Origin of the sequence: Pseudofrankia asymbiotica (genome assembly GCF_001983105.1) — a bacterium.
Taxonomy (GTDB): domain Bacteria; phylum Actinomycetota; class Actinomycetes; order Frankiales; family Frankiaceae; genus Pseudofrankia; species Pseudofrankia asymbiotica.
The window spans coordinates 19,701-42,756 of the sequence record NZ_MOMC01000036.1 but is presented as its reverse complement, the minus strand read 5'-3'; the positions used below and the strand labels follow the sequence as shown (position 1 = coordinate 42,756).

Below are 23,056 nucleotides of genomic sequence, written 5' to 3'. Positions count from 1 at the left end.
CTTGCGCCCCCGTCGCGCCCCACCCGATCGCTACGCGAGGGCAGTGCGCCCAGACATGGTAGGACACCGTCGGGACCGTGGCGAACCTGGACGTCTCCCGACCGGCACCCGCCCGTTCCCCAACGATTCCACTCGGGTTGCGGGCGACTGCTACGATGCCGCCTTGACGGGTGCTATTTGGGGGGATGCACATGGGGGACAGGGCTGTCCCGTGCMACGGGGCGCGGCCACGCGGCCACACACCGCCGCCAGATCCGATACGAAACGTCGACCAGGCGGTCATTCATACGAACAATTCGCCTGGATTTTGCCTCGCCAGACCGGGCACTAAAACGGCCCGCACGAAAATCTCCCGCTCGCGGACGTCGGGGTGAAGAATCCCACGTCGACATCGTCGTCCGAGACCCAATCCGCGTGAAGGAGATACTCTGTGCCGCCGTTTGGGGTTGCCGTGGTCGGGGCTGGCTACTGGGGCCCCAACCTGGTTCGTAACTTCGCGACCTCGCCGTTATGGCGCCTGCGGTGGGCGTGCGATTTCAACACCGAACGGGCGCGGGCCATTGTGCGGCATCTTGACGACGTCCGGGTAACGGCGGACATCGCTGATGTGCTTTCCGATCCCGACGTCGCCGCCGTCGCCATCGCGACGCCGGCGGCCACCCACACCGAGCTCGCGCTCGCGTGCGTGGAGGCGGGAAAGCACGTTCTCGTCGAGAAGCCGCTGGCCGCCACGGCCGCCGACGGCGTCAAGGTGGTCGAGGCCGCGGCCGCGGCGGGCGTCGTGCTCATGTGCGACCACACGTACTGCTACACGCCGTCGGTGGCGAAGATCCACGAGCTCACCCATGGTGGCGAGCTCGGCGACATCCAGTACGTCGACTCGGTCCGGATCAATCTCGGCCTGATTCAGCCGGATGTCGACGTGTTCTGGGACCTCGCGCCGCACGACCTGTCCATCCTCGACTTCGTGCTGCCGCCCGAGGCGGCTCCGCTGTCGGTCGCCGCGGTCGGCGCCGACCCGGTGAACGCCGGTCGCAGCTGTGTCGGCTTCCTCGCGATGCCGCTGCTCAATGGCGGCATCGCGCACATCCACGTGAACTGGCTGAGCCCGACGAAGATCAGGAAGACGGTCGTCGGCGGCTCACGCAAGATGATCGTCTGGGACGATCTGGAGCCCTCCCAGCGGGTGAGCGTCTACGACAAGGGCGTCGACGTCGTCGACGCTCCCGAGGACGCCCGTACCCGCAGGCTGGTGTCCTACCGCGTCGGCGACATGATCGCGCCGGCGCTCGTCGAGACCGAGGCGCTGCAGAACGTCGTCACCGAGTTCGCCGACGCGATCCGGTCCGGCCGGCCGCCCCGCACGGACGGCTGGGCGGGGCTGAGGGTCCTGCGCATGCTCGAGGCGGCCACCCGCAGCACCGAGGCCGGCGGCCAGGCCATCGCGCTGACAACCGAACGAGAGGGATCGACCCCATGACCGAGATAGCCGGCCGCCGCATTCTCATCACCGGAGGCGCCGGGCTCATCGGATCGCACATCGTCGACCAGCTCATACCGTTGCGGCCCGCCGAGATCGTCATTCTCGACAATTTCACCCGCGGTCGGCACGAGAACATCGCGTGGGCGGTGGAAAACGGCCCGGTGACGGTGGTCGAGGGTGACGTCCGCGACGCGGACACGGTCGCCAAGGTCATGACCGGGACGGATCTCGTGTTCCATCAGGCCGCGATCCGTATCACCCAGTGCGCGCAGGAGCCCCGGCTGGCCTTCGATGTTCTGGCGGGCGGGACCTTCAATGTGCTGGAGGCCGCGGCCGCGGCCGGGGTGAGCCGGGTGGTGGCCGCCTCCTCGGCCTCGGTCTACGGAATGGCGGAGACCTTCCCCACCGATGAGCGTCATCATCCGTACGACAACAGAACAATCTACGGTGCCGCCAAGCTGTTCAACGAGTCCCTGCTGCGCAGTTTCCATGACATGTACGGCCTGGACTACGTGGCGCTGCGGTATTTCAACGTCTACGGCCAGCGAATGGACGCCCACGGCGCCTACACCGAAGTGCTGATCCGCTGGATGGAGCRCATCGAGCGGGGCGAGCCTCCGTTGATCTTCGGTGACGGCAGCCAGACGATGGACTTCGTCCACGCGGTCGACATCGCCCGCGCCAACGTGGCCGCCGCCCGCGCCGACGTGACCGACCGGGTCTACAACGTCGCCACCGGGCACGAGACCAGCCTGCTGGAGCTCGCCCGCGCCCTGTGCGAGGCGATGGGCGCCGACATCGCGCCGGAGTTCGGGCCGGAGCGCAAGACGAACCCCGTTCCCCGCCGGCTGGCCGACGTCTCCCGCGCCCGCGAGGACCTCGGCTTCGTCGCGACGATCGGCCTGGCCGAAGGACTGCGCGAGCTGGTCTCCTGGTGGCGGGCCCTGGGCACCACCGCCCCGGCCACTACCCCAGCTAGCCCAGTTACCCCAGTCAGCCCAGCTACCTCGGCCGCCCCCTCTGCCGCCGGCCCGACGCGATGAGCCCTGACCAGACGGCGGTCGCCGTGCCCGCCATGTTGCCGGTGATGCGTCCCTGGCTCGGCGACGCCGAGGCGGCCGCCGCGGCCGCGGCCGTCGCGTCGGGCTGGGTGGCGCAGGGGCCGCGGGTCGCCGAGTTCGAGCTGGCGCTCGCCGCGCGGCTCGGCGCGCCGCACGCGGTCGTGGTGTCCAGCTGCACGGCCGCCCTGCACCTGGCCCTGGTGCTGGCGGAGGTCGGTCCCGGCGACGAGGTCGTCGTACCGTCGCTGTCGTTCATCGCCACCGCGAACGCCGCTCGTTACGTCGGCGCCCGCCCCGTGTTCGCCGACGTCGACCCGGTCACCCAGAACGTCACCGTCGAAACGGTCCAGGCCGCGATCACCCCGGCCACCCGGGCGGTGATCGCGGTGGACCAGGGCGGCATGCCCGCGGACATCGAGCCGCTGCGGGTGCTGTGCCATGACCGGGGCCTCGTCCTCGTGCAGGACTCGGCCTGCGCGATCGGCTCGACCTACCGGGGCCGGCCGGTCGGCGGTGACGCGGAGCTCTCCGCGTACTCCTTCCACCCCCGCAAGCTGCTCACGACGGGGGAAGGCGGCGCGCTCGCCATCAGCGACCCCGACCAGGCGGCCCGGGCCCGCCGGCTGCGCGAGCACGGCATGAGCGTCAGCGCGGCCGACCGCCACAGCAGCGGCCGTACCGTCATCGAGGACTACGCGGAGACCGGCTTCAACTACCGGATGACCGACGTCCAGGCGGCGATCGGGCTCGTCCAGCTCGGCCGCCTGGACGAGATGATCGGCCGGCGGCGCTTTCTGGCCGCCCGCTACCAGGCGGCGCTGGCCGGTGTGCCMGGCCTGCGGGTGTGCGCCGACCCGCCGTACGGAACCACCAACTACCAGTCGTTCTGGGTGGAGCTGGCCGACGAGTTCCCCCTGACCCGCAACGAGCTGCTCGAGTGGCTGCTGCGGGACGGGATCTCGGCGCGCCGGGGGATCATGGCCGCGCACCGTGAACCGGCCTACGCCGCCGGCGGCCCGTTCGACCTGCCGGTCACCGACCGGCTCACGACCCGGACCGTGATCCTTCCGCTCTTCCACCAGATGACCGAGGACGACGTCGACCGGGTCGTGTCGTCGGTGCGGTCCGCCGCCGCCGTGCCCGGCCGCGGCGCTGCCTGAGAGGACGACGGGGATGACCCAGCTGGCCCGGCCAGACGATCCAATTCCGCTCGTGGACCTCGCGGCGGCCCATGGCCCCGTGGCGGACGAGATCGCCACGGGGTTCGCCAAGGTCCTGGCGACCACGTCGTTCGTCGGCGGCGCTCAGGTCGACGCGTTCGAGCGTGAGTTCGCCGCGTTCAGCGGGCGCCGGCACTGCGTCGGCGTCGCCAACGGCACCGACGCGATCGAGCTCGCGCTGCGGGCGCTCGGCGTCGGCACCCGCGCGGACGACGAGGTCATCCTGCCGGCCAACTCCTTCGTCGCCACGGCCGAGGCCGTGGCGCGGGCGGGAGCGCGGCCGGTGCTGGTCGACGCGGACGAGGCCTACCACCTGCTCGACCCCGAGGCGGTGGCGGCCGCGATCACCTCCCGCACCCGCGCCGTCGTCCCGGTGCACCTGTACGGGCAGCTGGCGCCGGTGGAGGCCATCAGCGAGGCCGTCGCGGGCCGCGACATCGTGATCGTCGAGGACGCGGCGCAGGCTCAGGGCGCGACCCGCCACGGTGCCGGCATCGGCTCGGCCGGTCCCGCCGCCACCAGCTTCTACCCGGGCAAGAATCTGGGCGCCTACGGTGACGCCGGCGCGGTGCTGACCGACGACGAGACGATCGCCACCACGGTCCGGGCTCTTGGCAGCCACGGCAGCCTGACCAAGTACACCCACACCCACCTGGGCTTCAACTCGCGCATGGACACCCTGCAGGCGGTGGTGCTGAGCGCCAAGCTCGCCCGGCTGGCCGGCGCCAACGAGGCTCGCCGCGCCGCGGCCGACCGGTACGACGCCTACCTGGGCGAGGCGGCCGACGCGTTGGGCGTCGAGGTGGTCCGGCCCAGAGTGGCGCCCGGCAACGTCCACGTCTGGCACCTGTACGTCATCCGGGTGGCCGGCCGCGACCGGCTGCTGGAGCGGCTGCGCGCCGAGGGGATCGGCGCGGGTATCCACTACCCCTATCCCATCCACCACTGCCCGCCGTTCGCCGACCGCGCCCCGTCGCCGTGCCCGGTCACGGAGAAGCTCGCGACCGAGATCCTCTCCCTGCCGCTCTACCCGGAGATCTCCGACGCGCAGCAGCAGCGTGTGGTGGAGACCCTGATGAAGGCGCTGATCGAGAATGGCGGCTGACGTGTCGGTTGATCTGTCCACCGAGCCATCCACGACGGCCGGCCCGGCCGGTGCCGCCCCGGCGGGCACGCCGGACGAGGTGTTCGTCCATCCGGCGGCGCTGTGCGAGAGCGACCAGATCGGTCCGCGCACGAGGGTGTGGGCGTTCGCGCACGTGCTGCCCGGCGCGGTGGTCGGCGCTGACTGCAACATCTGCGACCACGCCTTCGTCGAGTCGCGGGTCCGGCTCGGTGACCGGGTGACGGTCAAGAACAACGTGGCGCTCTTCAACGGTCTGACCGTGGGCGACGACGTCTTTCTGGGCCCCAACGCGGTGTTCACGAACGACTACAACCCCCGGGCGTCGGTCAAGAAGACCGAGGACGACCTGCTGCCGACCGTCATCCGCGACGGCGCGACGATCGGCGCGAACGCCACGATCGTCTGCGGCGTCACCATCGGGGAGAACGCGTTCATCGGCGCCGGCACCGTGGTGATTCGCGACGTGCCACCCGGCGCCATGGTCGTGGGCAACCCGGCCAGGCACATCGGCTGGATGTGCGCGTGCGGGCGACGTCTGGACGCCGACCTCGCCTGCGCGTGCGGCACCCACCACGGGGCGGACCCGACCACCGGCGGCATCGTCGCGGACGATGCCTGACCGGTCCGGGCAGGACAGCCCGACCGGCTCCGAGTCGCCAGGGGGCGATCGAGCCGGCCAGCCGCGATACCCCGACGGCGAGCGGGACCGCACCGTCTACATCCCCCGGACCAACCCTGGTGCCGGGGACCGCGGGAACGCCGGTCACGCCGGGACCGGCGGGAACGCCGGGGCTGGCGGGGCTGGCGGGGACAGCGACAGCACGCGGTGGATCGGGCGGGCACGAGTCCGCCGGGCGGCGAGCGACGAGACGCCGGCCGGCGGGACAGGGGGCGACGAGACACAGGTCGTCAAGGCGCGCTCTGGCGGGACGCGGGCCGACAGGACGCGCTCTGGCGAGACGCGCTCTCGCGAGCCGGGCCGTGACAGGCCGGGCCGTGACGAGGTGAACCCCAGTCGAGGGGCGAGCGCCGCGTCAGGCGGATCCTCCGCCGACGTCGAGCGGACGATGACGCTGCGGGCCCTGGGGCGCCGGTCGCGAGACCCGGGCCCGCGTGGACCTGCTTCATCCTCCGGGCCGGCGCCGTCTCGCGGCCCCGCCCCGACGGCCGCGGTCGCCGGCGACCAGGACTCGACCATGATCATCGGTCGTCCGTCGTCGCGCGAGTACCACCTGCACGGGGCCAACGGCTTTTCCACCCAGGTCGACGGCCCGACCCTGACCCGGCTGACCGGGGTGTCGTTCGGGATGGGCCTGGCCACCCGGGGCGCGGGCGGCCGGATGGACGCGGGCTCCGACGCCGTCATCACCGCGAGCCTGTCCGGGCTGGAGATCGTGCGGCCGCTCGACGGCGATGACGGCGTCCCCGCCGGCCGGCGGTCGGCGGCGACCGGGTCTCCGGCCAGGGCGGCGGCCGCCCCCGAGGCCGCGACCAGCCAGGCCGCGGTCGACGAACTGGGCGGCAAGGTCAAGAAGGGCCTCGGCTGGAGCTTCCTCAACAACGTCATCTCGCGCGCCGGCGTACTGATCATCGGGATCGCCCTGGCGCGGATGCTGGCGCCCGACGAGTTCGGCGTGTTCGCCGTGGCGCTGCTGGCGATGCAGCTGCTGATGAGCCTCAACGACGCGGGGATGACCTCGGCGCTGATCCGCTGGCAGGGGGACATCGAGGAGGTCGAGCGCACCGGCGTCACGATGATCTTCTGCTTCAGCTCGCTGCTGTACGGGGTGTTCTTCGTGACCGCGCCGGTGTTCGCCGCCGCGCTGCACATCCCGGAGGCCTCCAGCGTCCTGCGGCTGCTCGCGCTCACGATCATCATCGACGCGACGGCGGCGGTGCCGACCGCGCTGCTGACCCGGTCGTTCTCCCAGGGCAAGCGCACCATCGCCGACACCTCCAGCCTGGTGGTGTGGGCGGGTCTGTCGATCGGCCTGACGGCCGCCGGTTTCGGGGTCTGGGCCCTCGTCTGGGGCCGGCTGATCGGGAACCTGGTGACGGCGTTGGTCATCTTCGCGCTCGCGCCGCGCCGGCCGCGGCCGGGCTTCGACCCGGTGCTGGCCAGGCGGCTGGCCGCCGACGGGCTGCCGCTGACCGGCTCCGGCTTCCTGACCTTCTGCATGATCAACGTCGACACGGCCGTCACGGGGCGGATCCTGGGGCCGATCGCGCTCGGCTACTACACGATGGCGTTCAACCTGGCGAGCTGGCCGGTGAACATGTTCTCGTTCGCGGTACGCCGGGTGAGCCTGGTCGGGTTCGCCCAGCTCAGCGCCGAGCCGTCCCGGCTGCGCTTCGTCTACGCCCGTTCGCTGGCGCTGCTGACCGCGGTCACGGTACCGGTGTGCGTGCTGCTGGCGACCCTGGGCGAGGAGGTCATCGAGACCGTCTACGGCACGAAGTGGGTGCTGGCCGACCAGGCGCTGCGCTTCCTCGCTCTGCTGTCCATCGTTCGGGTCGCCATCGAGATCACCGACGACCTGCTGGTCGCCCTCGGCAAGGCACGGATCATGGTGCGGATCCAGACGCTGTGGCTGGTGGCGCTCATCCCCGCCCTGACGATCGGCGCCCATCTCGACGGCATCCGGGGCGTGGCCATCGGGCACCTGGTCGTCGCCGTCGGGATCGTCGCCCCCGCCTTCTGCCTGACCCTGCGCGCGCTGGGGTTCCCGCTGGTCAGGATCGCGATGATCCTCGTCAGGCCGGCGCTGGGTGGGATCGCGTTCGCCCTGGTCACGAGAGTCGGCCCGTGGGTCGCCTCGCCGCCACCGGTCCAGCTTCTGGTCGGCGCCGTCGCGGCCATCGCGGTGTACGCGGTCTTCGTCGCGCCGATGCGCTGGCTGGTCCGGCAGCGCCGCGACGGCCAGCCCCGGCCGTCGGAGTCGCACGAGTCCTGGTAGGAACTCGGGAACTGAGCTGGGATTCAGGAGGGAGGATCGGTCCTCGTCGGAGGAGCGGTCCTCAGGAGGAGCGGTCCTGGGTGCCGCGGGCCACGGCCACGTCGGCCCAGCTTCCGGACGCGCCGCCGCGGCGCAGCCGCTGGCGGATCCCGGTCGGCAGCACCCGGCTCGCGGTGGCCCGCGGCCCGATCGCCGCGATGTCGCGCAGCAGGTCGGCGCGGGCGGTCGGTCGGACCGCCGCGTCGGTCAGGAACTCCTCGAGGCGACCGGCGGCCACGGCCAGCGAGTATCGGCGCAGGACGAGGTCACGCGCCCACTCGCCGAGCCGCTCGCGCAGGCCGGCGTCGTCGAGCAGGGACGCGAGCTGCCCGGCGAGGTCGGACGGTGTCCCGTCGCCCACGCCGTAGTAGCCGCGCCAGAAGAACGGCTCGACGGTCTCGGAACTGGCCACCGTCGAGAAGCCGTTCTCACCGGTGACCAGGACGGGCTTGCCGAAGGCCAGGCCGCGCAGCGCCGACCCGCCCATGCCCAGCACGACGTCGGCGCCGGCGTAGGCGGGCCGCGGGTCGAGCATCGGGCCGGGCACGCTGACCACCTCGCGCCCGGCGGCCGCGTTCACGGTGGCCGCCCGCTCCAGCAGCTCGTCGCGGGCGGTGCCTGAGCCGACGATGACGAACCGGACCGGCCGGGATCCGGCGAGCTCGGCCACCGCCTCGATGCCCCGGACCAGCCCCTCCAGCTTGAGCCAGCCGACCAGGCGCGAGACGGCGACCACCAGCAGCTCGCCGTCGCCGACCGCGTGCTCGGCCCGGAACGCCGCCCCGTCCACCACCGCGGGATCGTCGCGGCCGGTGTCGACGGGGGGCTCCAACAGCGCTACCCGGCGGTGCCCCAGCGAGCGGGCGACGTCGACGGTCTCCTCGGTGCCGAAGGTCATCGGGGCGCTCTTCGGCAGATTCGCCGACACCGACAGGTTGTTCATGTCGCTGCCCACGAACGGCACGCCCAGCGGCCCGAGCGCCACCAGGGCGTTGATGCACTGCGGCCAGTCCCAGGCGTGCACGACGTCGGGCCGCTGGTCGCGCACCACCTGGACCAGGCCGGTGACCATCCGCGCCGACGGCGCGCGGAACGCCGACGGCGCGGGGATCAGCCGGATCTTCCGTTCGTGCAGCAGGTTGGCCGCTGGGCCCGGGGTCGCGAAGAACACGACCTCATGCCCGTGGCCGTCCCGCAGCCTGGTGGCCAGATCGATGGCGTTGGTCTGACTGCCACCGATCTCCAGGTGATGGGGATAGACGAGGATCTTCACGGCGTTCCTCCGCGAGGGTCAGTGGCTCGGGGCCCGGACAACCGGACAACCGGATCCTTCAGCGACCGAGATCAGCGGGATCGGTCACTGAAGGGTCCGGCCGAAAGGGTCCGGCGGCAGCCGATCAGGGAGYCGTCGTGGTGAAGACGACGTCCACCCAGTAGTTCGTCTTGTTGCCGTTGCCATTGGGGAAGCTCGACGCACCGTACTTGTAGAGACCGTTGGCTCCGTCGACCCCGTTCGCGAGGGCACGCACCGGTGCCTTCGTGGTGGTCGACGCGAGGTAGTTCGACGTGTACGAGTATCGGCCCGTGGACGAGTAGTAGGAAGCGACGTATGTGGTCCCCGCTATGACCGGGACCGGAGAGCTGAACGTCACGGTCTGCCACCCCGACGCCGTCTCGCCGCTGAACGTCGCGCTGGCGAGCTGAGTCCCGCCGACGCTCCACAGGTTGCCGATGTGGGTGCCGGTGTTCGTCGAGCCCTTGTAGAAGCGGATTCCGGTGATGTAGCCGTTCTGGTCGGCCCGGAACTTCACCCCGACCTCGACGGCGGCCGTGTCGCTCGCGACCGGGACGGCCGGTGTCGCCGTCGCGGGGAAGATCGAGCACGGGCAGCTCACCGTCGGCGTGAACGACCAGGTGGTGGTGCTCATCTGGTTGCCGGCGAGGTCCTTCGCCGACACGGTGACGGAGTGCTGCTGGCCGGAGGCCAGGTCCGCGCCCGGGGTCAGCGTCGCGGTGCGGGTGTCCCAGTTGTAGGCGACGGTCCCCGCGACCGCGTTGTTGGCCGCGTCCTTCAGGGTCAGGGTCAGGGTCAGCGTCGAGGGGTTGATCTCCTCGTTGAAGGTCACGCTGACCGGAGCCGAGGCGAGGGTGGACGTCGACGCCGGCGGCGGGTTGGCGGTGGCCACCGACGGCGGCGCGGTGTCCGGCGTTCCTGTCAGCCCGAACACCGGGTCGACCCAGTAGTTGGAGTTCTGGTAGGAGCTGTCCGGGAATGCGGTGGCGCCGTAGTGGTAGACGCCGTTCGGGCCGTCCACGCCGCCGGCCAGCGCGACCAGCGGTGACGGGGCGGCCGGCGGGTTGGCGAAGTAGCCGCTCGTCACCGCGTAGGACCCGGCGTTGGTGTGGTACGAGACCACGTAGGTCGTGCCGGGCGTCACCGCGACCGGCGCGTCGAAGGTGACGGTCTGCCAGCCGGACGCCGTCTCACCGCCGAACACCGCCGCGGCCAGCCGGGTACCGGTCGCCGACCAGAGGCTGCCCACGTGGGTGCCGGTGTTCGCCGCGAACTTGTAGAACCGGACACCGGTGATGTAGCCGGGCTGGTCCACCCGGAACTTCATGCCGACCTCGATCGCCTGGGTCTCACTGGAGCTCTGCGTCGGCGCGGTCGACCCGAACACCGTGCAGGGGCACGACGGCCCGGCGACCGTGAAGCTCCAGGTCTCGGGTGCCGCCATCGGGTTGTCGAACAGGTCCTGCGCGCCGGACACCGTCACCGAGTAGGTCGCGCTCGTCACCAGTGAGGCGCTCGGGGTGAAGCGGGCGGTCTGGGTCGGGCCGTCGTAGCTGACCGAGCCCGCGACGGTGTTGTTGGACGCGTCCTTCATGACCATGGAGACCGTGGCGGCCTGCACCTGCTCGCTGAACGTCACCGTGATCGGAGCGTTCGACGCGACGCCGGTGGCCCCGGGCGCCGGGGTGACGCCCGCGACGACAGGCGGCACGGAGTCACTGGGAGCGGTGGCGTCGAACACGACGTCCACCCAGTAGTTCGAGCTCTGGGCGCTGCTGGTCGGGAAGCCGGTGGTCCCGTACTTGAACACCCCGTTGCCGCTGGCGGCGGCGTTCGACAGCGCCCGGATCGGGGAGCTACCGGCGCCCGCGGTGGCGAACGCGCCGCTGGTGTAGGCGTAGTGGCCGGCGGGGGCGTAGTACGAGGCGACGTAGGTCGTGCCGGCGGTGACCGCGATCGGCGGCCAGATCGCCGCCTGCTGCCAGCCAGTGGTCGACTCACCGGTGAAGGTCACCGACGCGAGCTTGGTGCCCGCCGCGTTCCACAGCGAACCGACGTGGCTGCCGGTGTTGCCCGTGCCCTTGTAGAAGCGCAGGCCGTAGATCCAGCCGTTGGTGTCGGCCTGGAACTTCACGCCGACCTCGGTCGCCGCGGAGTCGTTGGCCGCGGGCACGGCCGGGGCCGCGGCGGCGTCCCAGATCGTGCACGGGCAGGTGCGCGGGCCGGCCGTGGTGAACTGCCAGGCCACCGGGTTCATGACGTTGCTGGCGGCGTCGGTGGCGCCGGACAGCGTGGCGGTGAAGGTGCTGCCTGTCGGCAGGACCGCGGTCGGCGTCAGGGTGATCTGGCGGTTCTGGGCGTTGTACGCGGTCTGCGACGGGACGACCGCGTTGGTGGCGTCGCGCAGCACCAGCGAGGCGCTGCCCGCGGTGATGTCCTCGGAGAACGTCGCGGTGACGGTCGTGCCCGGGTCGACGCCCGTCGCGCCGGCGGCCGGGGTCTTGGCGCCCACCGTCGGCGGGGTGACGTCGGCGGCGGACTGGTCGGCGAAGACGGCGTCGACCCAGTAGTTCCACTGGGCGTTGAGCTGCCCGACGACCGGGTTGGCGTGCTGGTCGGGGAACTGGCCGGCCGCGCCGTACTTGTACAGGCCGTTGGAGGCGCCCGGGCCTCCGGGGAGCGCCCGCAGTGGCAGGCCGGTGGTGCCGGCGTTCGCGAAGTACCCGGGGTCGGCCGCGTAGTGGCCGGCCGGCGCGTTGTACGCGATCACGTAGGTGGTGTCCTTCGACACGCCCACCGCCTGCGGGAAGGTCACCGTCTGCCAGCCGGACTCGGTCTCGTTCGCGAACGTCGCGGTCGCCAGCTGGGTGCCGTCGGACGTCCACAGCGTGGCGGTGTGGGTCCCGGTGTTGCCGGGGCCCTTGTAGAACCGGGCGCCGGTGATGGAGCCGTCCGCCGTCGAGGTGAACTTCACGCCGACGTTGATCGACGCGCCGTCGGTGGTCGCCGGGTTCTGCGGGGTGGCGTTCGTCGGGAAGATCGTGCAGGGGCAGGAGACGGTGGTCGCCACCTGCGCCACCGCGCCGATGTTGCCGCTGTCGTCGGATGCCCGGACCTTGATCGCGACCGAGCCGATCCCGACGACCGTTCCGCTGTAGCTCCACTGCTCACGGCCCGTGGCCGGGTGCCAGCTGGCGCCCCCGTCCATCGACACCTCGACGCCGCCGACGACTCCGCCGCCGGAGTCGGCCGCGGTTCCGGTGACGGTGACGGTCGCGCCGTTCGCCTGCGCCGCGCCGGACGCGGGTGAGGTGATCGTGACGGCGGGGCCGGTGGTGTCCGTGGACTTGGTCGCCGCGGTCAGCCCGGAGATCAGGGTGGCCGGCTGCGCGTCCATGTCGGCGAGCAGGTTGACGGTGGCCTGCCGCATCCGCTGGTCAGGCGGGTTGTTGTCCGGGTTGGACTGGTCGAGCCCCCAGGCCCACTGGATGGTGCCCGCGCCGAAGACCAGCGCGCCGCTGGYGGCCCGGTACATGGTCATCGCGTGCGAGGCGGTGCCTGGCTGGACGACGTTGCCGTAGCTGTCCTTCACCACCGACGTCGCGTCGGTCACCGTGGAATGCGCGACCTGGAACAGACCGGCCGGGCGGAAGCCGTTGTCGACGTCGGTGTCCCATTCGTACGCCAGCGTGCTCGGCGCGAGGGTCGCGACGTCACCCGAGGCGAGATCGGCGACGCTGGTGCCCCGCCAGAACCGCATCCTGCCGTCCTCGGCCGGCACCTTGATGTCGTGGTAGTCGCTCTGGACGGCCCAGTAGGTCCCGGTCAGCGCGTTCTCGGGTTTGCCGCCGTCGGACGGCGGCGAGAAGCGGGTGTCCCGCCAGGTACCGGTCCAGTCGGGCGACGGGTCGGTCTTGGCGTTGTTGCGCGACTCCTTGTAGCAGACCATCGTGCGGTACGCCGACGCCGCGCCGTCGATGCTCGGCTCCCAGCGGACCTTCCAGTAGACCTCGTTGCCTGAGAAGAAGGCGAGGTTCACGCCCGCGTCACGCGCGCCCTCGACGTTGGTCCGCTGCGCCCCCGACCAGTACTCGTCGTGACCGGAGGACACGAAGGTCTTGTGGTTGCGCAGCAAGGAGTCACCGTCGCGGTCGACGTCGATGCCGCTGATGTAGCTCACGTCGTAGCCGTTGGACTCGAGGAAGCGGATCATCGGGTACTCGGAGCTGAGGACCCAGTCCTGGAACTTGTTCTGCGGGGTGGCGTACGGCCGGTTGAAGCTGACCTTCGTCGCCTGCTGGCAGGTGGGGCTCAGCGAGTAGAGGCTGTAGCCGCCGTAGCAGTTGTAGGCCTGCCAGGTCGTGTCGGACGACTGCACCAGCAGGTCGCTGTGGCTGGAGTCGTCCCGCACGACCCAGGTGATCTGGCCTTCGCCATGGGTGTCGTCGCGATCGAGGATCGCGAAGTAGATGCCGGAGACCGCCGTCGAGGGGACCGACCAGGAGCCCGACTCCGCCCAGTCGCCACAGTCGATGAGGTGCGTGGTGGCGTCGGTCAGACAGTCGGGCTGGGTCTGCGGGAGGGTCGCGGTCGGGGAGATCGTCTGGATCAGCCGCGCTCCGCTGCCCCGGTAGTAGCCCATCCGGTAAATGTGGATCTTGTACGACGCGGCGTCGGTGTTGATCTTGAAGTGGATCGACTCGCCCTTGTTGACGCTGGTGCTCGTCGCGAAGCCCTGGATGGTGGGGTCGCCGGCACCCTGAATGCGCCACTCGTTCGGCGCCGTGCCGTCCTGGTCGTTCTCGCACACGATCGGGTTGACCGGCGGATCGCAGGGACCGGCGGCGTGCGCGGCCGTCGGCGCGGCGAGCGGCATCGGCACGGGCACCGGCGACAGGCCGACCACGGCGGCGGCGACCAGCAGCGCCAGCAGGACGACCCGGCCAGGCGCGCGCCGTACCGCCAGGGCGGAACGGCCCACACCCCATTGGTGCCATGCCGTCCCAGCCACCCCACGCCGCCAGAACTCGGTCATCGACCGACGAGCGTTCATCCCGATCCCCCCGGGCTCCTCGGTCGCGCACGCCGCGACGCCGTGGACCCGAGGGCTTGGGGTCGCGCGTGTCCGACGAGGACGACGAGGAAGAAAAGTTAAAAAAAGTAAGAAGAAGCAGCAAAATTCGTGCGAAAAAGGCCTAGATAACGCCGCGACGCACGGTCATGGTCACGGCCGGGTGGTGCGTCCGGAGCCCAACTGACCGAGGTGCCCGACGCAATCCGTGCCGAGAGACACCGCTCTGTCACGTCTGTCACGGCGCGTATGAAAGCCCCACGACTCCCACAACGGACGATGCGCGCCCATTCCCCTACCCCCCAGGCCGACCGGCACAGGTCCCCACTGAGCCGGCCACGACGGGCTGACAGTAGCCGATGCCGTAGAGCCGGGCAATTCGCCGCTCACACCCGACCCGGAATAGGGTGCCCGTTGTGATCGATTTGATCTGATCGTCGCCCTGGCCGGCGACGCCAACGCCCTGCCAGACGCGGCGACCCGCGCACCAGATGGAGCCGGTGCGCGGGTCGCCGAGGTCAGGCGTCAGGCCGTCAGGTCGTGATCGCCTGGCCGGTGTCGGCCCAGACGTTGCCCGACATGACGTTTCCATTCTTGTTGACAAAGCCGGCGACCGTGCCGTACGTCCCGCAGGTGGGGTGATAGCGGCGGCCGAAGGTGTTGTCGAGGATCCGGACGTTGCTGGCGACCGGATACGGCTTGGAATCCCCCGAGCCGCCATAGACGCAGTAGGCACCCTGGGTGTTGAAAAGATTGTGCTGAATAAGAACATTCTGGATGGKCGCGAAGTCGCCGAACAGGCCGATCGATCCAGAGCAGTAGTCGTTGCCGTCCGGCACCGCGCACTCGATGTTGTTGCCAGTCAGCGTGAAGTTCGATCCACCGTTGGAGATGAAGCCGTCCATGTGGGACGACTGGTTCGAGTACAGGTCGTGCACCCARCTGTTCTCGACCACCGTGCTGCCGTCCGTGTAGATCCCGGCCCGGAAGCCGTGGACGTTCGCGCGGCGGATGGTCATGTTCGAGTTGCCGATGCCCGACCGGTCACAGCGGAGACCGTCCCCGCTGACCTCGACGTCCTCGATCAGCGTCGGCCCGACCTTGTCCTGCATGTAGCCGGTGTCGATCGCGCCGCCGTCACCACAACCGTGCACGCGGACGTTTCTGATCGTGACGTTGTGCGCCCGAACGGTGATCGTGCCACTGACGTCCAGCCCGCTGATCACGGCGTTGTCGGTGGTCACGGCGATGGAGCCGGACGAACGCAGGGAGACGCCCGGGCGAACGCCGGTGTTGCTCGAGCCGGGCCATGCGCCGTTCGCGCCGCCGCCCGGTGCCTCCGCGCTGGTTCCACCGGTGCTGGAAGCGCCCGGCCCCGGGGTACCGGTCGGGATCGCGCTCGGAGTGCCCGCGGCGCTCGGCGTCGCGGCCGGCGGCGCCGAGGCACTCGCCGGCGCGGCCGCACCCGATTTGGTCGGACGGAACTCGACGTCGACGTAGTAGTTGCTGGAACGCCAGGTCTGGTTCGGGAACCCGGCCGATCGATAGTTGTAGACGCCGGCCAACCCGACCAGCGGACCAACCTGGCGGACCTTGCCCGAACTGAAGTAGTCGACCTGGTCGCTGTAGCCGCCGGTCTCGACCTGATATCCGGCGACGTAGGTCTGCCCGGCGCGGAGGGCCAGCGGAGTGGTGAAGGACGCCCGCCGCCAACCACCCTGATCGCTGTCGGGGATGGTCAGCGTGCCGATCACGCGACCGTCGGAACTCCACACCCAGCCGCGGTTCGGGCCGCCACCGGCTTTGGCGCGGTAGACACGTAGACCGGACAGCTGGCCGGACGTGTCGACGCGGAAACGGAGCCCGAGCACGACCCGCCGGGTGTCGTCGCTGGGCACCACGGGTGGGATGTCGCCCGTGTTCCACAGGCTGATCGGCTCGCCGACCGCCGTGCTGTCGGCGGCGGTCACGGCGGCCACGTGGCCCCGGTTGGCGCGCAGCCCGATCACCACGCCGACCAGGCTGGCCGCCAGCACGAAGATCAGACTTACGGCGATCCAGCGCCGCAGCTGCCGGCTCGACTCGCGCTGGCGCTGGCGACGCCCGCCCGCCCTGGCCGATCTGGCTGGACTGGCTGGACTGGCTGACGTTCGACGAGCGGCGGACGTTCGACGACCGCCGGCATCCATTTCGGTGTCGAGATCGGTGTCGAGATCAGCGTCGGGGTCAGCGTCGGGGTCAAGGCCGAGATCGKCGCCGGGCCGCGGGCCGGTGTCGGTATCGGGGTCAAGGTCGTTGTCGAACTCGGTGTMGAGATCGAGGTCGGAGAACCTCGGATCGGACAGTTCCGGGTCGGACAGCGGTGGCATGGATTGCCCGCGAACGTCGCCGAACGGCGCGTCCGAGGTGGGCTTCACGGTCATTGAAGTGCCTCCCGGTCCCCCCCGGAAGTGAACACAGAACCGTCGTGCGAATCAGAAGGAGCGGGTGGATCGGATCGGCCGGATGAGTCGGTTCGGTCAGGTGGATCGGTTCGGTTGGGTGGATCGAGCCGGGTAGGTGGATCGAGCCGGTCCGCTCGGGCGACCGGGTCGCGTCGGCGCACCTGGATCGCCGCGGCGAAGTCCCGTGCCCGCCGGTCCCAGCTGTGGCTCTCCGCGAACGCGCGCCGGGCCGCGACCAGCGGGTCGGTCCGGTCCGTCCGTGCCTGCTCGGCCACCCCGGCCGCGAAGTCGCGCGGGGTCGTCGCGCTGACGATCAACGGCGAGTCCAGCCAGCGGGTCGCCGGCAGGTCCGTCGAGACGACCGCGCGACCGGCCGCCAGGTACTCGAGCGTCTTGAGCGGGAAACTGCCGCGGTTGAAAGGCGTGTCGGCATAGGGCACGAGCCCGACGTCGATGATCCGAAGGTAGGACGGCAGCGCCTCGGCCGGCTTCCGCCCGACCGAGACGACGTTCGGCCGGCCGAGCAGCACACGCATCCGCTCGGGTTCGAAGGCGGGGTCGATCGGGCCGACCAGCAACAGCGAGAGCCCGGCGTCGGCCACCGCCTCCAGCAGGCTCACGTCGACGCGTTCGTTGATGTGGCCGATCAGGCCGACGACGGGCGCGGGCAGATCGACATCGGTGGGCAGGGGCGCGGAGTCGACGGAGGCGAACGCCTCCGGATCACAGCCGTAAGGAATGAGCAGCGGGTTCGCGCCCAGGGCCGCGAGCTTGGCGTGTACGACGGGGCTGGCGGCGATGACCACGTCGGCCCGCGCCGCCACCTTCACCTCGGCGACCTGTACGCGGACCGGGTCGAGGCCGAGCAGCTCGGCGCCGCCGGCATAGTCATCCTGCGCCCAGTAGACCTTCACCCGCTCGCCGACGCCGAACGCGGGCAGGAGCACGTCGGCCTCGACCAGCGCGGCGGCGGGCGCGCCCAGCTCGCGAACGGCGCGCCGGATCTGGCGGCGAACGATCTCGGCATTGGCCACCGCGACGCCCTGCCTACGGAGGCCGGGCAGTACGACCGGCGCCAGGTGCGCAAGATTTTCGGTCAGCATTCTTACCCGAGGCCGGGCGGGTGTGTCGATGTCGGCCCGACGTCGCGGGGTCGCCGGTGAAATGGGTGGATCGACATAGAGCACCGGTACATACCGCGCCAGCCGTTCGGTGAGCGAGCGGTCGTGGAGCTTGACGCCTTCCCACCGATTTGTCGCGCACACCGTGACGAACTCCTGCCAGTGCGCGGCTATCGGTGCGGCTGCAGATATCGTGCGGATCATCGTCCCATCGGCCCCCTATCCGACTGGGCACCCCGAACGCGCGGATGCGGGCTGATCGTAACCGACGGATATGGCGCGTAGACGCACCGGTCGCATCTGTCAGTCGTGTCAGCTGTTCAACGAGTAAGCGATCGTCCGGCTTGACGCCTTCTCACCGATTCGTCGCGCGCGCCGTGGCGAACTCAGGCTGGTATGCGGCAATCGGCGTGGCCGCTGTTACCGGGCGGTCATCGCCCGTCGTCCCCCTCCCGGCTGCGCCCCCCGAACGCGCGGATGCGGGCTGATGATAACCGACTGATATGCCCCGTAGGCGCACCGGTCGCATCTGTCCGGAACGGGTGGCGTATGGTGCAACGGCGGCATGGCAAGATCGGGGGATCGCCGCCAGCCGAGCCGGTGCCCAGAGACGGGCGGCCAGGCAGGTCCGGGGGGACCCACTCGGACTGAACAGGCACGGCTGGACAGCACCGGTCGTGTCGGGGGAAGGTTCAGGCCGGACATGTGCACCGCCGGTAACGGCGGGGTGGTTGTGGGGGGACAACAGGATGGGTCGGACACGCGTGGCCGTGGTCGCCCTGTTGGCGTTGGGGACCTTGGTCGGCGCGGTCACCCTTTTTCTCAGCCCGCCGCCTCAGGCCGCGACGGCGTCGGTCGTCCTGCGGGTCGACCTTGGACGCGACGACGCGATCAACGCGCAGTTCACGGGCGAGCTACTGATCTATTACGCGCGATCCGAGCTGACCCGACCGGGCGCGCTGGACACCGAGCGGGCCACCGACTTCCAGCTGGCGTTCCTGCACAACAGCACCGAACCCTACGCGGACGTCCTCGAGCGAAGCACCATTATCAACATCGTTGCCGCGAGCGGTAATGGCGAGATTGCGCGAAACACCGTCAATGCGGTGGTCACGAAGCTGTCGGAAAAGCTCGACGAATGGCAGACCGGCATTCCCGACTCAATGAAGATCGTCCTGGTGACGCTGCCGCGCGGTTCCCTGGACCCGGTGACCTCGACCTCGTACGCGGGCGGTAGTCGGCCTCGGGCGGCGCTCGGTGTGCTCGCGGTCGCGGCCCTGGCGTCGGCGGCGGTGGGGACGAGCGTCACCCGGGCGCGCTCACGGTGACGCCCCGGCCTCACGTCGTCGGATCACCGCACGCCGTCGGACTACTGGAGAGGATGCGCTCGCGATGCGCCTGAACGACCTGCTGGCGATCCTGCGCCGCCTGCGGCTGCTGACCGCCGTCTGTGCCGTCGTCACACTCGTCGCCACCGCGGGCGCCTACGCGGTGACGCCGGTCAGCTACAGCGGCTCCGCGCAGGTGTTCCTGCTTCCCTCGGCCGTGTCGGCGGAGACCGGGAAGGTCAACAACCCCTACCTCGGGTTCGGCCAGTCCCTGCGCATCACCGCCGAGGTGCTCAGCCGGCTGGTGAGCACGGCCGAGGCCACGAGCGAGGCGAAGAAGCACGGCGCCACGGCCGGCTATCTGGTCGGTATCCCCACCGACGCCGCGGGGCCGGTCCTCAACATCGTGGCGAAGGGACCCGACCGCGGGGCGGTCGTCACCACCGTCAACTACGTGGCGGCCCAGCTCGGCACCCTGCTGGACGACGAACAGCGCAAGGGCGGTGCCCCCCGCTCGTCGTGGTTCGTGCTGAACCCGATCACCGAGTCGCCGATCGTCACGGTGGACCAGAAGGCCCGCTACACCCGGGCGGCCGGGGCGCTGGCGGTGTTCGCCGTGCTCAGCCTGCTCGGGATCATCCTGCTCGACCGGGCCCGCTCGCGGCGCCGGGGCGGCGCCGGGTTCGCGGCCGGTGCCGACGACGCCGCGTCCCGGACCGCGGCGGGGACGGCGACCGGCGCGGGCCCACGGGGCGGCTCGGCGACCGGGCCCACGACCGCCGCGCGGCCGGACCCCGGCAGGAACCGCGGCGACGTCGATCGCGAGGATTCCGAGAACCAGGGCGACGGTGCGTTCGAGGCGGCCCGGCGGGCGTCGCGGCCGGCCGACCTGGACTACACCGCCGAGTTCCCCCGCCGCCGGCCGACCAGTGGCCAACCGGATGACGCGGTCGAGCCGCCGCGCCGGGTGGGCACGATGACCGACGCGGACCGGCCGGGCTTCGACCGTCGAGGGTCGGGAAGCGGCCGGCCTCGGTGACCACGGGTACCGCTAGCACCCTGGCCGGTCCACGGCCAGGGGCCGGGAGGCCTGACGGCGGCCGGGCGATCATCGACGGTGGCTCGGTCTCGCCAGGGGGTCCCAGGGCGGCGGGCGCCCCGATGGACGCGGTGACGCTGCTGACGGTCTTCCTGGTCCTGCTGCTCGGCCTGTCCGCCCAGCTCGTCATCGGTTCGCTCGGCTCGGCCGCGACGCCGGCCAATCTCATCGGCCTCGTCGGCCTGCTGTGGTGGCTCGCGGGCCGGCTTCACCCAAGCCTGGGCCTGGATCGCTCGGCCAACCCGGTTCGGGTGGCGGCTCTCGTCTTTCTGATGGCGATCCTGGCCGGCTATGTCGCGGCCAACGTCCGGGTGACCTCCTCGGTGGAGGTGCGTGCCGCCGACCGGGGCCTCATCGCGACGATGTGCTGGCTGGGAATCATGCTGCTGGCCTGCGACGGGATCACCAGCCTGGAGCGGATGGAGACGCTGCTTCGGCGCCTGGCCATCGGCGGCGGGCTGCTGGGGTTGCTGGGGCTGGTGCAGTTCTACACGGGGTTCAACCCGCTCGCGGCCATCCGTCCGCCCGGCCTCCAGGCGATCGCCGCCTTCGACGAGTTGAGCACGCGGTCCGACTTCGTCCGGATCAAGGCGACCGCCAGCCACCCGATCGAGGCCGGCGTCGTGTTCGCCGCGATCCTGCCGTTCGCGTTCCACTTCGCGATGCTGCCCTCGGCGAGCCGCGCACGCCAGCGCCTCCGCTGGCTCGGCGTGATCATGCTGCTTACGGCGCTGCCGATGACGCTGTCCCGGAGCGGGCTGCTCGCCGGGGGAGTCACGATGATCGTCATGTTCATCGGTTGGCCGTCCCGCACCCGGATACGGGCGCTCATCATCGCGCCGGTCTTCCTCGTGCTCATGAGGCTGGCCATCCCGGGGCTGCTGGGCACGGTGCGCAGCATGTTCTCCGGCATCGCCAACGATCCGAGCACCTCGGGTCGCACCAGTGACTACTCGACGGTGGACCACTACGTCAGCCAGGCCCCGCTGTTCGGTCGCGGGTTCCGGACGTTCATCCCRTCGGTCTACCGCACCCTCGACAACCAGTTCCTCGGCGCACTGATCGAGATCGGCGTGGTGGGCCTGATCGCGCTGATCCTGCTGTTCGTGCTGCCGCTGGCCTGCGCCGTGATCGCCCTGCGCCGGGTGCCCGACCCCCGGTACGCGAGCCTGATCCGCGCGCTGAGCGCCAGCGTCCTCGCGGTCATGCTCAGCTACACGACCTTCGACGCGATGAGTTTCTCGCTGATCGCCAGCCYGACGTTTCTCCTGCTCGGGTGCTGCGGCGCGGTCTGGCGGCTGTCCAAACAGCCTGAGCCGGAGACCGGCGGCAGGGCGTCGTCGCCGACGGGCCGCGGGCTGGCGCCATGACTCGGGACAGCACCGGTACCAGGCCGACAGGCGGGCCGTCGCGCGCCGATCGGGTGCGTCAGATGGCCCGGGAGATCGCCCGCGACGTCGTCCTGAACGGCGTCGCGGCCACTCCGCTCGCGCCTCGGCCGCTGCGGGCGAGGCTGCTGCGCGCGACCGGCATGCGCGTCGAGGCGGCCGCCATCTCGCCCGGATGCTGGTTCGGTGGCCGCAACGTCTCCATCGGCCCGCGGACCTACGTCAACCGCGGCTGCTTCTTCGACACGCTCGCCGACGTCGCCATCGGCGCCGACTGCCACCTGGGCATGCAGGTGCTGCTCTGCACCAGCACTCACGAGCCAGGCGACGGGCCCTCGCGCGCCGGCGCCGTCACCGGCAGGCCCATCGTCATCGGCGACGGCTGCTGGGTCGGCGCGCGTGTGACGGTCATGCCCGGCGTCACGATCAAGGATGGCTGCGTCATCGCGGCCGGCGCGGTGGTGACCGGCGACTGCGAACCCGACGGGCTGTACGCCGGCATCCCGGCCCGCCGCGTCCGGGACCTCCCGCCCCGGTCAGGCGCGGCTGCTGTCGTCGCGTAGCCAGCCAACGGTGCCGCGCCGGCTCCTGGCCCGCGCCGACACCCGGCCACCCGCGGTGATGGCGAGAAACGCGGCCACGGCGGGGGCCTGGCGGGGGTTGCTGAGCAGGAGCCCGCCAACGGTGCGCGCGCTCGCGGACGTCGTCTCCCCAGCGGGTCGCGCGGAGGCCTGCTCCGCGTTGCCCAGGGACGCGCGGGTACGGCGCCTGAGCAGGTCGGCCACGCGCCGCGGCGGGCGGATCGTCGCCCGCGCGGCGGTCACGACCGTGCGCTCGTCCGGCCCGAAGGCCAGGTGGAGATACAGGTCGTCGTTGACGACGTTCGGCAGAACGGCGATGCGCCGATGCCCCGCCTCGCTCACCGCGACCACTCCCCGGCCCACCAGCCCGGACGACACCGCCGGCAGCCGGGCCCACACCGAGTAGTAGGCGCGGACCAGCCAGGGACAGCCGGCCAGGTTGAGCGCCCGCTCCGGGCCGGCCGCGAGGTGGCCGCCATCACCCACCGCGGCGGCCAGCGCGCGCAGGCCGACGGCGTTGATCTCGATGTCGGCGTCGACGTAGATGCGCGGGAAGACGTCGGTGGCGGCATCCCCCAGCCGCAAGGCGTTGATCTTCGACGGAATGTCCGTCTCGAGCACCCGCACCGCCGGGCCGAAGCGCGCGGCGACCTCCGCGGTGCCGTCGGTGCATCCGTTGCAGACCACGACGATGTCGAACAGCGGCCCGGCCGCGGCGTCCGCACCAACCGTGTCCGCACCAACCGTGTCCGCACCAACCGTGTCCGCGCCGGCTATGTCCGCACCGACCGTGTCGGCGCGGACTATCTCGGCCAGCAGCCGCCCGATCACCCTCGCCTCGTTG

15 protein-coding genes are annotated in these 23,056 nt (G+C 71.1%); 10 read left to right on the top strand and 5 right to left on the bottom strand.

Annotated features, from left to right (window positions below):
* Positions 1 to 430 precede the first annotated feature (430 nt).
* The 6 genes from BL253_RS18340 (at position 431) to BL253_RS39400 (ending at position 7,847) form a co-directional block, all read left to right on the top strand.
* Positions 431 to 1,480: a Gfo/Idh/MocA family protein gene (locus BL253_RS18340; RefSeq protein ID WP_076818344.1), complete on the top strand. Its 1,050-nt coding sequence runs from the start codon at positions 431 to 433 to the stop codon at positions 1,478 to 1,480.
* Positions 1,477 to 2,526: an NAD-dependent epimerase/dehydratase family protein gene (locus tag BL253_RS18335; RefSeq protein ID WP_076818343.1), complete on the top strand. Its 1,050-nt coding sequence runs from the start codon at positions 1,477 to 1,479 to the stop codon at positions 2,524 to 2,526. Before BL253_RS18340 ends, BL253_RS18335 begins: the two co-directional genes overlap by 4 nt.
* Positions 2,523 to 3,704, top strand: coding sequence for a DegT/DnrJ/EryC1/StrS family aminotransferase (locus BL253_RS18330; protein WP_076818342.1), 1,182 nt, complete (start codon positions 2,523 to 2,525; stop codon positions 3,702 to 3,704). The genes BL253_RS18335 and BL253_RS18330 overlap by 4 nt, the downstream gene beginning before the upstream one ends.
* A gap of 13 nt (positions 3,705 to 3,717) precedes the next feature.
* Positions 3,718 to 4,869, top strand: coding sequence for a DegT/DnrJ/EryC1/StrS family aminotransferase (locus BL253_RS18325; protein WP_076818341.1), 1,152 nt, complete (start codon positions 3,718 to 3,720; stop codon positions 4,867 to 4,869).
* Position 4,870: 1 nt separating this feature from the next.
* On the top strand, positions 4,871 to 5,509 hold the full coding sequence (locus tag BL253_RS18320) for an acyltransferase (RefSeq protein WP_274535220.1): 639 nt from the start codon (positions 4,871 to 4,873) through the stop codon (positions 5,507 to 5,509).
* A gap of 577 nt (positions 5,510 to 6,086) precedes the next feature.
* Positions 6,087 to 7,847, top strand: coding sequence for a lipopolysaccharide biosynthesis protein (locus BL253_RS39400; protein WP_158230374.1), 1,761 nt, complete (start codon positions 6,087 to 6,089; stop codon positions 7,845 to 7,847).
* Between the two features lie 61 nt (positions 7,848 to 7,908).
* Here BL253_RS39400 and BL253_RS18310 read toward each other — a convergent pair whose 3' ends face one another.
* The 4 genes from BL253_RS18310 to BL253_RS18295 form a co-directional block, all read right to left on the bottom strand.
* Positions 7,909 to 9,159, bottom strand: a complete 1,251-nt coding sequence (locus BL253_RS18310; protein WP_076818340.1) for a glycosyltransferase family 4 protein — start codon at positions 9,157 to 9,159, stop codon at positions 7,909 to 7,911.
* A 124-nt stretch (positions 9,160 to 9,283) separates the two neighbouring features.
* Positions 9,284 to 14,233: a DUF4082 domain-containing protein gene (locus BL253_RS18305; protein ID WP_131831517.1), complete on the bottom strand. Its 4,950-nt coding sequence runs from the start codon at positions 14,231 to 14,233 to the stop codon at positions 9,284 to 9,286.
* A 551-nt stretch (positions 14,234 to 14,784) separates the two neighbouring features.
* Positions 14,785 to 16,674: a DUF4082 domain-containing protein gene (locus BL253_RS18300; RefSeq protein ID WP_081438436.1), complete on the bottom strand. Its 1,890-nt coding sequence runs from the start codon at positions 16,672 to 16,674 to the stop codon at positions 14,785 to 14,787.
* The gene (locus tag BL253_RS18295; RefSeq protein ID WP_131831516.1) at positions 16,671 to 17,960 is read right to left on the bottom strand and encodes a glycosyltransferase; all 1,290 of its coding nucleotides are present in this window, start codon (positions 17,958 to 17,960) and stop codon (positions 16,671 to 16,673) included. The genes BL253_RS18300 and BL253_RS18295 overlap by 4 nt, the downstream gene beginning before the upstream one ends.
* A 620-nt stretch (positions 17,961 to 18,580) precedes the next feature.
* On the opposite strand from BL253_RS18295, the gene BL253_RS18290 reads away from it, so the two are divergent.
* The 4 genes from BL253_RS18290 (at position 18,581) to BL253_RS18275 (ending at position 22,194) form a co-directional block, all read left to right on the top strand.
* A complete protein-coding gene (locus BL253_RS18290) occupies positions 18,581 to 19,144 on the top strand; it encodes a hypothetical protein (RefSeq protein ID WP_076818337.1) in 564 nt (187 codons plus the stop codon).
* Positions 19,145 to 19,208: 64 nt separating this feature from the next.
* Complete coding sequence (locus tag BL253_RS42330; RefSeq protein WP_076818336.1) at positions 19,209 to 20,183, top strand: hypothetical protein; 975 nt, start codon at positions 19,209 to 19,211, stop codon at positions 20,181 to 20,183.
* A 122-nt stretch (positions 20,184 to 20,305) separates the two neighbouring features.
* The gene (locus BL253_RS18280; RefSeq protein WP_096336033.1) at positions 20,306 to 21,613 is read left to right on the top strand and encodes an O-antigen ligase family protein; all 1,308 of its coding nucleotides are present in this window, start codon (positions 20,306 to 20,308) and stop codon (positions 21,611 to 21,613) included.
* A 62-nt stretch (positions 21,614 to 21,675) separates the two neighbouring features.
* A complete protein-coding gene (locus BL253_RS18275) occupies positions 21,676 to 22,194 on the top strand; it encodes an acyltransferase (RefSeq protein ID WP_076818334.1) in 519 nt (172 codons plus the stop codon).
* On the opposite strand, the gene BL253_RS18270 is transcribed toward BL253_RS18275, so the two are convergent.
* Positions 22,168 to 23,043, bottom strand: a complete 876-nt coding sequence (locus BL253_RS18270; RefSeq protein WP_158230373.1) for a glycosyltransferase family 2 protein — start codon at positions 23,041 to 23,043, stop codon at positions 22,168 to 22,170. The genes BL253_RS18275 and BL253_RS18270 overlap by 27 nt on opposite strands.
* Positions 23,044 to 23,056 lie beyond the last annotated feature (13 nt).